Genomic DNA, 13,738 nt, shown 5'->3' on the forward strand with positions numbered 1-13,738 from the left:
ATGACCTATTTTTCAAAGTCTGATTTTCTATTTGTTCCGCTAGGTGGTTCTGGCGAAATCGGCATGAATGTAAATCTATACCATTATCAGGATAGCTGGTTGATGGTTGATCTGGGCATTTCATTTCCCGACGAAAGCACCCCCGGCATTGATGTCGTGCTTCCTGATTTGCAATTTATTCAGAAGCATCGTGACAAATTAGCCGGACTTGTTCTGACCCATGGTCATGAAGATCATCTGGGGGCTATCCCTTATCTGTGGAGTAGTCTTGGGTGCCCGATATGGGGGAGTGCCTTTACCCTAGCATTGCTTCGTCGCAAGCTTGCCGAGTCGCGGAATGACTATGATATTCCACTACATGAAATGGGCATGAATGCGGTTGAAAAAATCGGGGCTTTTGAGATTGAAATGATTGGTCTTAATCATTCAATTCCTGATCCAGCTGCCTTAGCCATCCGAACTGACGCTGGATTGGTTCTGCATACAGGCGACTGGAAATTTGACAAGACGCCGGTTCTTGGCACCGATACGGATAAGGATCGTCTTGCCAAGCTTGGCGATGAAGGTGTGCTTGTCATGGTTGGTGATTCAACCAATGCGATGGTTGCCGGACATACCGGTTCTGAAGCTGAGGCACGAGATGGTTTGACTGACGCTATTGGCGCGGCTACAGGCCGTGTAGCGGTAACATGTTTTGCCAGTAATATTGCGCGAATTGACTCTATTGTGAAAGCGGCGCAGGCAAATGATCGCTCGGTAGCTATTGTGGGCCGCGCATTGAATAGGGCGATATCTGCCGCGCGTGAAGTCGGATATTTACTCGATCTACCTGAATTTGTACCCGAGGGTGACATAAATCTGCTACCACGCGAAAATGTTGTCATCATTTGTACGGGTACGCAGGGGGAACCTCGAGCCGCAATGGCAAAGATTGCCGCCGGTGCGCATGAAACCGTGTCTCTTGATCCAGGTGATACGGTGATTTATTCGTCGCGAAAGATCCCAGGTAATGAAAATGCGATCAGCCGTGTGCAGGACATGCTAGTCCGTCGGAAAATCAATCTGATTACCGATGAAGATGCGCCTGTGCATGTGTCTGGTCATCCTTCGCGGGATGAAATGGTCGAAATGTATGGTCTTGTCAGACCCAAAATCGCTATTCCCGTGCATGGTACAGCGCGGCATCTTGTAGCGCATGCTGAACTGGCCGAAAGTTGTCAGGTGCCGCAAACAATCCTGCCAGACAATGGCGCGGTCATTAAGCTGAATGATGAGACGGTCAAGATTATCGATAATGTGCATACAGGCGCGATGACGCATGAACGCGGATCGATTATTGATATGCAGGCGGATATGCTTCGCGCGCGCCGCCGGATGTTGTGGAATGGTAGTGTGACAGTTAGTCTGGTACTGAACCGAACAGGGAATATTTGTATGGTGCCAGCGGTAAGCCAGACCGGTCTAGGCGAAGGTGACAAAGCTGATGATTATATCGCGGCGGCGTCTTTAGCCGTTGAGGATGCGGTTGAGCAACTTGGTAAATCAGCCCGCAAGAATGATGATTCGGTTGAGGAAGTTTCTGGGCAGGCTGTGCGCCGTGTTGCAAGAAGTATGTTTGGATTGCGCCCAATTACGCATGTTCATATCATGCGGGTGAACCAAGAGGATTTGATGGCATGATTGGCCGTATAAATCATATCGCGATTGCCGTGCCTGATGTTGAAAAGGCAGCGTTGCACTGGCGAGATGTACTGGGTGCAGATGTCAGTACAGTCGAAAGCTTGCCCGAACATGGGGTGCGTATCGTTTTTGTCAACGCTCCAAATGGTAAAGTTGAGCTTATGGAACCATTAGGCGAGACTTCACCAATCGCAATGTTTCTGCAACGCAATCCTGATGGTGGCATGCATCATATATGTTACGAAGTGTCGGATATCACCGCAGCATGTGATCATTTGACAGCCAAGGGCGCGCGCGTGCTTGGTAACGGGACACCAAAAAAAGGCGCGCATGGGAATCCGGTTTTGTTTTTACATCCAAAGGATTTCAATGGCACTTTGATTGAACTTGAAGAAGTGCGCTAGGACAGGTCATGGATATTGTATCAGGAGTCGTCGTTTATATACTTTTATGGTGGTGGGTGTTTTTGATGACATTGCCCTTTGGTGTAAAGTCACCAAAAACCGTCGAAACGGGGCATGCGACATCGGCACCCGAACGGCCTTTGATTTGGCGCAAGGCAGGGGTGGCGACAATTATCGCTGCTATTTTATTCATTATCGTTTACATGGTTATTGATTCGGGAATGATATCGCTGGATAAACTGTAATTGGCACCCCCGCGACGACCTGTCGCAGATGGCGTTAATGCGTCATGATTAATGATTTCTTGGCCAGTGTGAGGCTTCTACAATCTAGGCTGGGCGTAGAAAAACCAAACCAAAAAGAAAAAGCAAGGCTCACGCCTTGCCTTTCAAACAATCGCCAATCTGTGTTGGCTTTTTCACTCCCTAAACCCGGTCTTTGCAACCTGTTATTATTACGCTAAGCAATAAAACATCGTTTGTCGATACAAAATTATTCCTTTTTTAATAAAATAGTCATTCATATGTATTATTTGTAACAAGGCATAGTGAATTAGCTATTTAGAGGTAATCTGGCAACGTAAGACATGTCATTGTTTAATGCTGTTTTGATATGCTACGCGTTTGGGTAAATGTTTTACTTGTGAAAACGGGTGTTGATTTTAAGTGATCGGATAAAGGAGGATATATGGCCGCGCATGCAAAAATTTATCTGGCATCTGATCATGCCGGTGTTGAACTGCGCAAAGCGGTCGCTGCGCATATTGTGGCGCAAGGTTTACAGGTGGTTGATCTTGGCCCAGATGATGGCAGTTCAGTTGACTATCCAGATTATGGAGAAAAGCTAGCTATGGCATTATCTGACGATGCTGATGCACGTGGCGTTGCTATTTGTGGAAGTGGTATAGGTATTTCAATCGCTGTAAATCGTTTTCCATGGGCGCGTGCCGCATTGGTCACGTCTGCCGAAGCGGCACGTCTGTCACGTGAGCATAATAATGCAAATGTGATTGCGCTTGGTGAACGGCTGATAAGCCAGGAAACGGCGCTGGCGTGCATTGATGCGTTTCTCGCTACCGACTTTGAGGGTGGTCGTCATGCGAGGCGGGTGGATAAGTTGACGAAACTTTCGCCCTAGTTTGAGCGAAATAGTGTCGCAAATGGAATGCGCACTATGTCGGTAACATGTGTAATTATTCGGCTCCCCCTGTCGAGGAATGGTCATCGAGACCGAATTAACCAAAGGAGATTATTATGGACGATTTAAAAAGAACGATACCATCATTCGTAATGGACGGATTTTTCTCAGCACCATTAAAGGATACCGATCCTGAGGTAGCGGCAGCATTAGGGCATGAACTTGTGCGCCAGCAGGATCAGATCGAAATGATCGCATCCGAAAACATTGTCAGCACGGCAGTCATGGAAGCACAGGGATCGATTTTTACCAATAAATATGCCGAAGGCTATTCAGGTCGTCGTTATTATGGTGGCTGTGAGTATATGGACGTTGTCGAGACGTTAGCGATTGAACGCGCCAAGACGCTGTTTAAATGTAACTTTGTAAATGTGCAGCCGCATTCTGGCGCGCAGGCTAACCAGGCTGTGTTCCTGAGCTTGTTGAAGCCGGGCGATACGATTCTGGGTATGTCATTGGCTGCAGGTGGCCACCTTACGCATGGTGCGGCACCAAACCTGTCTGGTAAATGGTTTAATGCCGTGCAATATGGCGTTGATCCAGAAACCTCATTAATTGACTTTGATGAGTTGCAGAAAATTGCCGAAGAGTGCAAGCCGCAGATGATTCTGGCTGGTGGTTCGGCTTATCCTAGAACGCTCGATTTTGCCAAATTCCGTGAAATTGCTGATTCGGTTGGTGCCTATCTGATGGTCGATATGGCGCATATTTCCGGTCTGGTAGCCACCGGTGCGCATCCTAGTCCAGTTCCCCATGCGCATGTCGTGACCTCAACAACGCATAAGACATTACGTGCATCGCGTGGAGGTATCATCCTGTCGAATGACGAAGCGCTGGGCAAGAAGATCAATTCAGCTGTTTTTCCGGGGCTTCAGGGTGGTCCGTTGATGCATGCGATTGCTGGTAAAGCGGTTGCTTTTGGCGAAGCGATGCGGCCAGAGTTCAAGCAATATATCGACTCTGTTGTTGAAAATGCTCGTGTGCTTTCCGAAACACTGATCGAACGTGGCGCGGCGATTGTCTCTGGTGGTACTGACACACATCTGACGCTGGTCGATTTACGTCCAAAAGGTCTGACAGGCGATATCACTGAAGTGTCGCTTGAACATGCTGGCATCACATGCAACAAAAATGGTATTCCGTTTGATCCGCAACCACCTATGGTGACTTCGGGTGTCCGTCTGGGCACGCCAGCAGGCACAACACGCGGCTTTGCGCGTGATGAGTTTGTCGAAATCGGTCATCTGATCGGTGATGTGTTTGATGGCTTGGCAGAAAATCCGGAAGATAATAGTGCTGTTGAGGCTGTCGTACGTGAAAAAGTGCGCAGACTATGTCGGGCTTTCCCAATCTATCAATAGTGTGTACAATCATCCTCACGTCAATATATAGCGTGGGTTTGGGAAATGATTTGTCCGTTTTGTGCTAGTGAAGACACGCAGGTAAAGGACTCTAGACCTTGTGAAGACGGCGCCGCGATCCGGCGTCGCCGTTACTGTGGTCAATGTGAGTCACGCTTTACAACATTCGAGCGTGTGCAGTTGCGTGAAATTATGATCGTAAAGCGTAATGGGCGCCGGTCTCTTTTTGATCGCGACAAACTTGAACGGTCTTTCGAAATTGCCTTGCGCAAGCGCGATGTTGACCCTGACGATAAAGCTCGGTCGATCAATCAGATTGTGCGCCAGCTTGAAAGCTATTCTGACGGGGATGTGCCAAGCGAACTGGTTGGTGAATTGGTCATGACGGCGCTTAACCAACTCGATCACGTAGCCTATATACGTTACGCATCGGTATATCGAAACTTTGGAGAAGCCAAAGATTTTGAAGCCTTTGTTGAAAAAGAACTTGGTGACTAATATCCCAACTAAAAACATTGATCAAAAATGGATGCGGTATGCCATTTCCGAAGCCCGAAAGGCCGTCGGGCGCGCCGCTGAGAATCCGCCGGTTGGCTGTGTGATTATAGCTGCCTCGGGTCAACTTATCGGGGCAGGGCATACAGCGCGGACGGGCCGGCCGCATGCCGAAACAGTGGCACTGGCGATGGCAGGTCAGCGCGCGCATGGTGGCACTGCCTATGTCACGCTGGAACCTTGTGCTCATCATGGGCAAACACCCCCATGTGCTACAGCATTGATCGAGGCAGGAATCCGGCGCGTTGTCATAGCGTGTCAAGATCCTGATAGACGTGTGAATGGCAAGGGCGTGACCATGCTTCGTGCGGCTGGTATTGACGTTATTACCGATATCGGCAGTGACATGGCCTATTCTGTCATGCAGGGGTTTTTGCATCGTATGGTGCATAAGCGCCCTCTTGTCACCATCAAGACAGCGACATCATTGGATGGTGGTATTGCACTTGGGGATGGTCGGAAAGTTTGGCTGACATCACCACCAATGCGCCGATATGTCCATGTGCTTCGTAGTAAATCAGACGCGATTTTGACAGGTATTGGTACGATTCTGGCAGATGATCCAGAAATGACATGCCGGTTGCCTGGGCTGGAACATGATAGCCCGTCTCGATTTATTCTGGATAGTCAGCTTCGTTGCCCTCCAGGTGCCAAGATTCTGCAAAATAACAACGCTGTGCCAACAGTGATCTTTTGTGCTGAAACCGCGTCACCTGATGCACGGATTGCGCTTGAAAAGTCTGGCGCCGTTATTGTGCCAATGGCTGTAGATAAAGCTCAGGATGATGGTTTGCAAAAGCGGCTCGATCTGCAAAAGATTTTACGTTATCTGGGTGATGCGGGGGTGAATAATCTGCTGGTTGAGGCGGGCAGTTCTATTGTGACCAGCATAATTGCCGATGACCTGGTGGACGTTATACATTGGACGCAAAGCCAACATTTACTGGGCAGTGACGCTATTCCTGCTATATCACCCTTAAAGCTAGTGGCTTTGCCTGAGCAAACACGATATACCGAGACACATCATCAGCAAATCGGACGGGATCGCCTGACCATTCTGGCTAAATCTCTTTAGACTGGCGTAATCATAAGTAACGGATGTTTTGATGTTTACAGGAATCATTACCGGACAAGGCCATATTCTTGATATCCACGATGCAGGGGACCGGCATCTGACTATCGGATGTGACTGGGATTGCGCTTCGATTGATATAGGGGCGTCTATTGCCTGTTCGGGTATATGTTTGACTGTGGTTGCTCGTGATGCACATAGCTTTAAGGTTGAGGCATCATCCGAAACAATATCGGTGTCAACGCTTGGTGACTGGCAAAAGGGTGACAAGATTAATCTTGAACGTGCGCTTCGTATGGGAGATGAGCTAGGCGGTCATATCGTGTCAGGTCATGTCGATGGATTGGCCGAAGTGTTATCGATCACGCCTGATGGCGACAGTCATATTGTCAGTCTCAGTGTGCCTGCTGATTTAGCGATGTTTGTTGCGCCTAAGGGATCGGTTACATTAGATGGCGTGTCTCTGACAGTGAATAATGTCACTGACGATAGTTTTACTATAAATGTTATTGCCCATACGTGGGATGTGACCCAGTTTGGTGTGCTGACGGTTGGTCAGAAAATGAATATGGAAATAGATATGCTGGCACGCTATGTTGCACGCCTGAATAGCCTTAATAAGGAAGCGTAATAATGAGTCAGTCCGGTAAATCAGATATGCCCGCATTGTCCCCCATTGAAGATGTTATTGCCGATGCCAAACAAGGCAAGCTTTTCATCCTGATTGACGATGAAGATCGTGAGAATGAGGGCGATCTGTGTGTTGTGGGTGAATGGGTGACCCCGGAAAATATTAATTTTATGGCAAAGTATGGGCGCGGACTCATCTGTTTGGCTTTGCCACGCGAAAGAACGGATGCGCTGGGTCTTGGCATGATGGAGCGACGCAATGAATCGCGGCATCAGACAGCGTTTACAGTTTCGATTGAAGCGCGGGAAGGCGTTACAACAGGTATTTCAGCTGCGGATCGTGCCCATACGATTCGTACAGCTATCGACCCGCAACGAAGTGAAAAAGACATCACCACGCCAGGACATATTTTTCCGCTTATTGGCCGCGATGGTGGAACGCTTGTTCGGGCAGGGCATACCGAAGCTGTTATCGATATCGCACGGGCAGCTGGATCGGAAAATCCATCAGGTGTTATTTGTGAAATTATGAAAGATGATGGCGAAATGGCACGTCTTAATGATCTGCTACCTTTTGCCAAAAAACATGATTTAAAAATTGGCACTATTGCCGATTTAATTGCGTGGCGTCGCATGAATGAAACGTTGATTCAAAGGTCAGTGGAAACGGACTTCGCCTCACAGACAAGCGGCTCATGGCGGATGATTATCTATGTAAATACGATCTCGGATGTTGAGCATATAGCTCTTGTGAAAGGTGATATTTCCGGAGATGACCCTATTCTGGTGAGAATGCATGCCCTTGACTTGATGTCTGATGTGCTTGACGAGGCGTCTCCTTTCCGGAATGGCCGTGAGTTGCAAACAGCTATGCGTGTGATTGAGAATAATGGGCGCGGCATTATTGTTGTGCTTCGTGAATCGTCAAATGCTAGCCTGTCATCAATGGTAAGCCAGCGGGTGATGCAAGATGCCAATAGCGGTGATAATCCGGGACATGATTTGCGTGAATATGGAGTAGGTGCGCAAATTCTTGGTGATCTTGGCGTTTCAAAAATGGTGCTGTTATCAAATTCCAAGCCAAATGTTATCAGCCTGGATGGATACGATCTGGAGATTGTTGACTGGAAGCCGTTGAATGGAGAAGGGCAGTAATGTCAGGACATTTTCTAATTGTTGAAGCGCGCTTTTATGGAGCGCTCGCTGATGCTCAGAAGGCAGGTGCCATAGCCGCCCTTGATGACCAAGGCGCAACGCACGAAACCATTTCTGTGCCGGGTGCGCTTGAAATTCCGGCAGCGATTGCCTTTTACGCATCCAGCGACAAGCGCTTTGACGGTTATGTTGCACTAGGCTGTGTTATTCGAGGAGAAACAAGCCATTATGACACTGTTTGCAATGAGTCGGCGCGCGGACTTATGGATTTGGCGCTGGCAGAAAATCTAGCCATTGGTAACGGTATCATCACGGTTGAAGATGAAGATCAAGCATGGGCACGTGCTGATAAAAGTCGTAAAGACAAGGGTGGTGATGCTGCACGCGCGGCTCTGGCTATGGCAAAACTGAAACAAGATGTAGGTATCTGATCATATGGCAAAAGAAAATGCTGAACTGAAACCTGTTCCTGTTCGCCGGCGATCTGCATCGCGTGTGTCTTCGATACAGATATTATATCAATCACAGATTACTGATCGCGCCTCGGTTGATTTTGCACCGGATTATCTGACGCATTATGCGCCGGATGTGTCAAAATCCTTTCGGGTTAAAGATCTTGATCACGAGCATCTGAATGCCCTTTATACAGGCGTTGAAAAAGAGATGGTGCTATTAGATGAGGATATTGCCGATTCTTTGGCAAGTGGATGGAGTATTAAACGTCTGCCATTGATTGAGCTGACTTTGTTACGATGCGGGGCTTATGAGTTACGTTTCATGCCGCATATACCAGCGCGTGCTGTGGTTAGTGAATATGCGGCTATCAGCGATGCCTGTGGCTGCGAAGTTGCGTTTGTGAACGCAGTTCTAGACCGTTTATCGCGTATCGTGCGGACGGTTGAGATGGGTACAGCTTAACGTTTGGGAGTCTATTCTTCGGTTGCGCGACGTCGCTTAAGATTCTTGAACACCTGATCAATCACACCATATGTGTTGCCAGGTGTTGGCGTCTTTTCATCAATATGGGCGATCGATATGCCTGAATCTTCGTCAAGTACGTCAACAGCGCGGACAATATCATTTTTATCTACCGTAAACATAACCACAGTGCGGGATGTTGTTTGATTCAAACCAGCAACAGGTTCTTCCATTATCTGAGAAACATAGTAGGTTTTGCCAGACCCGAAAGCACCATCAAAGCTAGGTTTTCCGAGAATGAAAATCAAATCGGATTTCGTGCTTTTGCCAAGTTCAATCTTTGCCAGTTCGGCTTCATCAATGTTATGTCCATGAGAACTGATGCGCGACTCACATCCAATAGTGCTCAGCATTACGATGCTCAATAGGCTTAAAGAAGAAAGTGCGCGCAAAACTGTCATGGGTGCAAATGTTCGTCTGGTCATAGCCACGTTCCTAGGATATAGACATGCATAGTCATATAGATAGCCAACATAACGAGATGTTTGTAAAATGAACAGTAAAGAAAATGGATGGCTGAAACAAATGCTTGGGTTTGGCAGGAAAAAACAGGAAACGATTGCTGAAATCCTGTATGCGCAAGCCATTACCATAGCCAGAGCACCCAAGCTATACATTGATTATGGTGTGACGGATGATGTTGACGGTCGTTTTGACGCCTTGTGTCTGGTTGTGATGCTGGTTATGCGCCGACTTAAAGACATAGAGGGCGGTAAGGACATCAGTCAGGATCTTTTCGATTCGATGTTTGCTGATATGGATTTATCGTTGCGCGAAATGGGCGCAGGTGACATTGGCGTGTCAAAACGTGTACGTGTCATGGCCGAAGGTTTTATGGGGCGGTTGGAAAATTACGCATTAGCCCTTGATACAGGGGATGATGACATGCTTGCTTCGGCATTGGCGCGAAACCTTCTGCGTACCCCAGAAGCGGTGGATCAGGTGGCACAAAGCGGTCTGGTTGATTTCGTGCGAACCCTAGCGCAAAAAATTGATACTGTGTCTGCACAAGATATGCTTGCAGGTCAGATGCATATTGAGCTCTAGATCAGACAGTTTCTATTGGATAACAGCTTAGGTGCTATATAATAGCTGGATATGGCGTTTGTCGTCATAATGTGATTGCCTGATAGCCTTAACGAATGGTTTTTGAAATGCCGGTTTTTTCTCTATCTGCTGAGCTTGCCGCTGAAACTATCAAGCCGGACGCTACCTATCGATGCAAAATCATTCCTTCAGAAGATGAAATTGATATGTTGTTGGCGCGCTTTGATTATATTGCTGTCAATGATCTTGTAGCCGAGTTGCAAATCCGCAAAGTGGCGCGTGATTGCTGGGATATTCAGGGCAGGTTAACCGCCGATGTGGTGCAAAGCTGTGTCGTAACTGGTGAGCCATTAGCGGAAAGTGTAGATTTTACGTTAGAAGAACGTTATGTTCGCTTAATTGACGATACAACGTCAGTCGAAGTTGATTTAGACGGAGTGGAACCGCTAAAAAACGGCTTTATTGATTTAGGCGAAATGGTGATGCAGTCGCTAGCGTTAGCTGTCACAGCATGGCCGCGCGCAACCGGTGCGGCTGAATATACCGAGCCTGAGCCGGTAAAGAGTGATCACCCATTTGCTGGATTGGCAGCTATGAAACAGCCAACCAACAAAAATTGACCAAGTAACCTGGAGAGCAGTCTGTCCAAGAACATTAAAATAGCACTGGACGCCATGGGCGGCGATAACGCGCCCGAGATTGTCATCAATGGTGCTGAACTCATCAAACAACGATTGCCGCATATTGACCTCGTTTTTGTGGGCGATGAAACCCAGATCCGTGGATTTTTGGCACAGACAAAACATCTGGCTAATGCAGAGGTTCTGCATGCTGTTGATGCGGTATCACCAGATGATACCGCCTCGCAAGCTGTACGCAGGGGTAAAACGACATCAATGTGGCAGGCTATTGCCGAAGTTGCAGATGGCCGCGCTGACGCTGTTGTCTCGGCAGGTAATACAGGCGCTCTAATGGCGATGTCGAAATTACAATTTCGGACAATGCCCGGCGTTACTAGGCCAGCTATTGCCGGGTTGTTGCCGTCGGAAAAAGATATTGTCTGCATGCTTGATTTGGGCGCAAACCTTGAAGTTGATGAAGAAAACATGGTGCAATTTGCCCTTATGGGACAGGCTTTCTATCATAGCTTGACCGAAAAAGAGCGTCCGGTTGTTGGCTTGCTGAATGTGGGTGAGGAAGAACAAAAGGGGCATGAATATTTGCGTCTGGCATCACAGCAACTATCCGACCCCGATCTTGGCGTGAATTATTATGGTTTCATCGAAGGATCCGATCTTGTTAAAGGGGAAGTCGATGTTGTCGTTGCCGACGGGTTTTCGGGTAATATTGCCTTGAAAACAGCTGAAGGCGTGGCGCGGTTGTTATCATCATTTTTGCGTCGCAGTTTTACCTCAAGCATATTGTCAAGGCTGGGCTATCTACTTGCACGCTCTTCGATGAAAGAATTACGCAGAAAAATGGATCCGCGGCGTTATAATGGTGCGGTGTTTCTTGGTTTGAACGGCATTGCTGTAAAATCACATGGCGGAACCGATGCGCTAGGCTTTTCAAATGCTATCGATGTAGCGGCAAATTTGGTCGATCACGGGTTTATACCGGATGTAAGCAACGCCATTGAAAAAGCTGCACTTATACGAGAAAAAAGGAAACTATCTGATGTCGAATAAGTCTGTTTTAATGACATCTGTTGGCTCGTATTTGCCCGAAAAGGTAGTTTCAAACAAAGAACTTTCAACTTATGTCGATACAAGTGACGAATGGATTCGCCGTCGAACAGGCATCACACAGCGTCATGTCGTTGGCGAGAATGAGAAGACATCCGATCTTGCCCGCAAAGCCAGCCAAGAAGCGTTGGAACATGCTGGTTTAACAGGTGCTGATATTGATTTGATCATTGTTGCCACATCTACGCCGGATGATACCTTTCCGTCAAACGCCACCAAGCTACAATATCAAATTGGTGCCACCACTGCGATCGCGTTCGATATTCAGGCGGTTTGTGCAGGCTTTATCTATGCCTTGGATGTTGCCGATGCGATGTTACAATCTGGTCGTGGTAAACGTGCCCTTGTTGTTGGTGCCGAAAGCTTTTCAAAAATTCTCGATTGGAAAGACCGATCAACCTGTGTGCTGTTTGGCGATGGCGCCGGTGCTGTTGTTCTTGAGATAGAGTCCGACGTTGGGGATTTTGGTATCAAATCGTCGATACTTCATGCAGATGGAAACTATCGCGATATCCTTTATGTTGATGGTGGGCCGTCCAGTACAAATGATGTGGGCCATGTGCGCATGGAGGGCAAGGAAGTTTTCCGTCATGCGGTTGAAAAGCTGTCAGCAGTTATGGATGAAGTGCTGGAAGCCGCCAATATGACCGCAGCTGATGTTGACTGGCTGGTGCCGCATCAGGCAAATATTCGTATTATTGACAGTATGCAGCGTAAGATGAAACTGCCTCAAGATCGCGTTGTCCGTACCGTTGACCGGCATGCAAATACATCGGCTGCCTCAATACCTTTGGCTTTGGCAGACGCTGTTCGGGATGGACGAATCAAGAACGGACATGTGCTGGCACTTGAAGCCATAGGTGGCGGCCTCGTGTGGGGTGCCGCTCTGGTGAAGTATGGTCGGCCGCAACAATAAATAAATTTTTGCTATCTTTTTAGTGCAATGGTAAGATTTCTTTGATTAAATATTCCATAGTTTTAGAAACTAGTTGTAAAATTCATTTGTTGAATTGACCCTCATGTGGAAAGAAAGTAGCTTTTTGTAATGTCAAAGACCCTAACACGCGCTGATCTTACCGAAGCTGTTTACCGTAGCGTCGGACTCTCAAGAAACGAATCCTCCGATCTGGTGGAAGCTGTGATTGAAGAAATATGTTCTTGCCTAGAATCAAATGAAGAAGTCAAACTTTCTTCCTTTGGGACATTCTCGGTTCAATCAAAGACTGAGCGTGTTGGCCGCAATCCAAAAACAGGTGTTGAGGCCGTGATCACACCGCGGCGGGTTTTGTCGTTCAAGCCGTCACATATTCTGAAGAATCGTGTTGATGCATCGCAATGACGGGTAAGGCTGACGACGCATTCCGGACAATTTCCGAAGTTTCCAAAATGCTGGACATCCCAGCTCATGTGTTGCGTTTCTGGGAAACAAAATTCAGCAGTCTTCGCCCGCTCAAAAGAAGCGGGGGGCGCCGCTATTACCGCCCAACCGATGTGGCCTTGTTAGAGCGCATCCGTGATTTACTGTATAAAGACGGGTTTACAATCAAGGGCGCGCAAAAATTTATGCGTAGCAAAACTGAATTGCCACATGATCTTGATAGTGTGATTAGTCAGGCTAGTGATGCTGACAATGATCTGGCCGCTGCGCTGGCACTTTTGCAAGAAGCCAGAAGCGATATTGCCAGACTGAAATTGGCGTTCGCCTCTTAAATTTTTTCACTGTGAATTTTGGTTTATGTGCGGCGCCTTGGTGTCGATGAAAACAGCGTTGCGCTGACACCTTGCCATGGTTATAAGAAGATCATGGTCCGGAGCGTAGCGCAGCCTGGTAGCGCACTATACTGGGGGTGTAGGGGTCGTGGGTTCGAATCCCGCCGCTCCGACCATTTCAAACCTCATTAAATACCAATAAAA

The 13,738-nt window shown here is 47.7% G+C and carries 17 protein-coding genes, 1 tRNA gene and 1 pseudogene; 18 read left to right on the forward strand and 1 reads right to left on the reverse strand.

Going from position 1 to position 13,738, the window contains the following annotated elements; all coding sequences use genetic code 11:
* The 11 genes from SAR116_RS00790 to SAR116_RS00840 all read left to right on the forward strand — a co-directional run bounded on the left by SAR116_RS00790 (position 1) and on the right by SAR116_RS00840 (position 8,972).
* Entirely contained in the window at positions 1-1,680 is a 1,680-nt protein-coding gene (locus SAR116_RS00790; protein WP_013045030.1) for a ribonuclease J, read from the forward strand.
* Positions 1,677-2,084 (forward strand): methylmalonyl-CoA epimerase, encoded by a 408-nt coding sequence (gene mce / locus SAR116_RS00795; RefSeq protein ID WP_013045031.1) that lies wholly within the window; start codon positions 1,677-1,679, stop codon positions 2,082-2,084. Before SAR116_RS00790 ends, mce begins: the two co-directional genes overlap by 4 nt.
* Before the next feature lie 8 nt (positions 2,085-2,092).
* On the forward strand, positions 2,093-2,329 hold the full coding sequence (locus SAR116_RS00800) for a DUF1467 family protein (RefSeq protein WP_013045032.1): 237 nt from the start codon (positions 2,093-2,095) through the stop codon (positions 2,327-2,329).
* A gap of 442 nt (positions 2,330-2,771) precedes the next feature.
* Positions 2,772-3,221, forward strand: a complete 450-nt coding sequence (rpiB, locus tag SAR116_RS00805; RefSeq protein WP_013045033.1) for a ribose 5-phosphate isomerase B — start codon at positions 2,772-2,774, stop codon at positions 3,219-3,221.
* 152 nt (positions 3,222-3,373) lie between these two features.
* Positions 3,374-4,642: a serine hydroxymethyltransferase gene (glyA, locus tag SAR116_RS00810; protein ID WP_041861007.1), complete on the forward strand. Its 1,269-nt coding sequence runs from the start codon at positions 3,374-3,376 to the stop codon at positions 4,640-4,642.
* Between the two features lie 45 nt (positions 4,643-4,687).
* A complete protein-coding gene (nrdR, locus tag SAR116_RS00815) occupies positions 4,688-5,140 on the forward strand; it encodes a transcriptional regulator NrdR (protein ID WP_013045035.1) in 453 nt (150 codons plus the stop codon).
* Positions 5,133-6,272 (forward strand): bifunctional diaminohydroxyphosphoribosylaminopyrimidine deaminase/5-amino-6-(5-phosphoribosylamino)uracil reductase RibD, encoded by a 1,140-nt coding sequence (gene ribD, locus SAR116_RS00820; RefSeq protein ID WP_274378517.1) that lies wholly within the window; start codon positions 5,133-5,135, stop codon positions 6,270-6,272. Before nrdR ends, ribD begins: the two co-directional genes overlap by 8 nt.
* A 31-nt stretch (positions 6,273-6,303) precedes the next feature.
* Entirely contained in the window at positions 6,304-6,900 is a 597-nt protein-coding gene (locus SAR116_RS00825) for a riboflavin synthase (protein WP_013045037.1), read from the forward strand.
* A 2-nt stretch (positions 6,901-6,902) separates the two neighbouring features.
* On the forward strand, positions 6,903-8,054 hold the full coding sequence (gene ribB / locus SAR116_RS00830; protein ID WP_013045038.1) for a 3,4-dihydroxy-2-butanone-4-phosphate synthase: 1,152 nt from the start codon (positions 6,903-6,905) through the stop codon (positions 8,052-8,054).
* Positions 8,054-8,485: a 6,7-dimethyl-8-ribityllumazine synthase gene (locus SAR116_RS00835; protein ID WP_013045039.1), complete on the forward strand. Its 432-nt coding sequence runs from the start codon at positions 8,054-8,056 to the stop codon at positions 8,483-8,485. Before ribB ends, SAR116_RS00835 begins: the two co-directional genes overlap by 1 nt.
* 4 nt (positions 8,486-8,489) lie before the next feature.
* Positions 8,490-8,972: a transcription antitermination protein NusB gene (locus SAR116_RS00840; RefSeq protein WP_013045040.1), complete on the forward strand. Its 483-nt coding sequence runs from the start codon at positions 8,490-8,492 to the stop codon at positions 8,970-8,972.
* A gap of 11 nt (positions 8,973-8,983) precedes the next feature.
* Here the strand turns inward: SAR116_RS00840 and bamE are convergent, their stop codons facing one another.
* On the reverse strand, positions 8,984-9,457 hold the full coding sequence (gene bamE, locus SAR116_RS13420) for an outer membrane protein assembly factor BamE domain-containing protein (RefSeq protein WP_190275457.1): 474 nt from the start codon (positions 9,455-9,457) through the stop codon (positions 8,984-8,986).
* A gap of 67 nt (positions 9,458-9,524) precedes the next feature.
* Between bamE and SAR116_RS00850 the strand changes: the two genes are divergently transcribed.
* The 7 genes and pseudogenes from SAR116_RS00850 to SAR116_RS00880 all read left to right on the forward strand — a co-directional run bounded on the left by SAR116_RS00850 (position 9,525) and on the right by SAR116_RS00880 (position 13,710).
* Complete coding sequence (locus SAR116_RS00850) at positions 9,525-10,079, forward strand: ubiquinol-cytochrome C chaperone family protein (protein WP_013045042.1); 555 nt, start codon at positions 9,525-9,527, stop codon at positions 10,077-10,079.
* A 107-nt stretch (positions 10,080-10,186) separates the two neighbouring features.
* Positions 10,187-10,699 (forward strand): DUF177 domain-containing protein, encoded by a 513-nt coding sequence (locus SAR116_RS00855; RefSeq protein ID WP_190275458.1) that lies wholly within the window; start codon positions 10,187-10,189, stop codon positions 10,697-10,699.
* A gap of 21 nt (positions 10,700-10,720) precedes the next feature.
* Positions 10,721-11,767, forward strand: a complete 1,047-nt coding sequence (gene plsX, locus SAR116_RS00860; RefSeq protein ID WP_083775242.1) for a phosphate acyltransferase PlsX — start codon at positions 10,721-10,723, stop codon at positions 11,765-11,767.
* On the forward strand, positions 11,757-12,740 hold the full coding sequence (locus SAR116_RS00865; protein ID WP_013045045.1) for a beta-ketoacyl-ACP synthase III: 984 nt from the start codon (positions 11,757-11,759) through the stop codon (positions 12,738-12,740). The genes plsX and SAR116_RS00865 overlap by 11 nt, the downstream gene beginning before the upstream one ends.
* 129 nt (positions 12,741-12,869) lie before the next feature.
* Positions 12,870-13,163: an integration host factor subunit alpha gene (locus SAR116_RS00870; protein WP_013045046.1), complete on the forward strand. Its 294-nt coding sequence runs from the start codon at positions 12,870-12,872 to the stop codon at positions 13,161-13,163.
* Positions 13,160-13,382 (forward strand): annotated as a pseudogene (locus SAR116_RS13780) (MerR family transcriptional regulator); the annotation flags it as partial. The gene SAR116_RS00870 and the pseudogene SAR116_RS13780, both read left to right, overlap by 4 nt.
* A gap of 251 nt (positions 13,383-13,633) precedes the next feature.
* Positions 13,634-13,710: transfer RNA gene (locus tag SAR116_RS00880), tRNA-Pro, on the forward strand.
* Positions 13,711-13,738: the final 28 nt, after the last annotated feature.

It is taken from the genome of Candidatus Puniceispirillum marinum IMCC1322, from assembly GCF_000024465.1.
Taxonomy (GTDB): domain Bacteria; phylum Pseudomonadota; class Alphaproteobacteria; order Puniceispirillales; family Puniceispirillaceae; genus Puniceispirillum; species Puniceispirillum marinum.

Coding starts and splice junctions, on each gene's coding strand:
- SAR116_RS00790 (WP_013045030.1), top strand. CDS start 1: ATGACCTATTTTTCAAAGTCTGATTTTCTATTTGTTCCGCTAGGTGGT.
- mce (WP_013045031.1), top strand. CDS start 1,677: ATGATTGGCCGTATAAATCATATCGCGATTGCCGTGCCTGATGTTGAA.
- SAR116_RS00800 (WP_013045032.1), top strand. CDS start 2,093: ATGGATATTGTATCAGGAGTCGTCGTTTATATACTTTTATGGTGGTGG.
- rpiB (WP_013045033.1), top strand. CDS start 2,772: ATGGCCGCGCATGCAAAAATTTATCTGGCATCTGATCATGCCGGTGTT.
- glyA (WP_041861007.1), top strand. CDS start 3,374: ATGGACGGATTTTTCTCAGCACCATTAAAGGATACCGATCCTGAGGTA.
- nrdR (WP_013045035.1), top strand. CDS start 4,688: ATGATTTGTCCGTTTTGTGCTAGTGAAGACACGCAGGTAAAGGACTCT.
- SAR116_RS00825 (WP_013045037.1), top strand. CDS start 6,304: ATGTTTACAGGAATCATTACCGGACAAGGCCATATTCTTGATATCCAC.
- ribB (WP_013045038.1), top strand. CDS start 6,903: ATGAGTCAGTCCGGTAAATCAGATATGCCCGCATTGTCCCCCATTGAA.
- SAR116_RS00835 (WP_013045039.1), top strand. CDS start 8,054: ATGTCAGGACATTTTCTAATTGTTGAAGCGCGCTTTTATGGAGCGCTC.
- SAR116_RS00840 (WP_013045040.1), top strand. CDS start 8,490: ATGGCAAAAGAAAATGCTGAACTGAAACCTGTTCCTGTTCGCCGGCGA.
- bamE (WP_190275457.1), bottom strand. CDS start 9,457: ATGACCAGACGAACATTTGCACCCATGACAGTTTTGCGCGCACTTTCT.
- SAR116_RS00850 (WP_013045042.1), top strand. CDS start 9,525: ATGAACAGTAAAGAAAATGGATGGCTGAAACAAATGCTTGGGTTTGGC.
- SAR116_RS00855 (WP_190275458.1), top strand. CDS start 10,187: ATGCCGGTTTTTTCTCTATCTGCTGAGCTTGCCGCTGAAACTATCAAG.
- SAR116_RS00865 (WP_013045045.1), top strand. CDS start 11,757: ATGTCGAATAAGTCTGTTTTAATGACATCTGTTGGCTCGTATTTGCCC.
- SAR116_RS00870 (WP_013045046.1), top strand. CDS start 12,870: ATGTCAAAGACCCTAACACGCGCTGATCTTACCGAAGCTGTTTACCGT.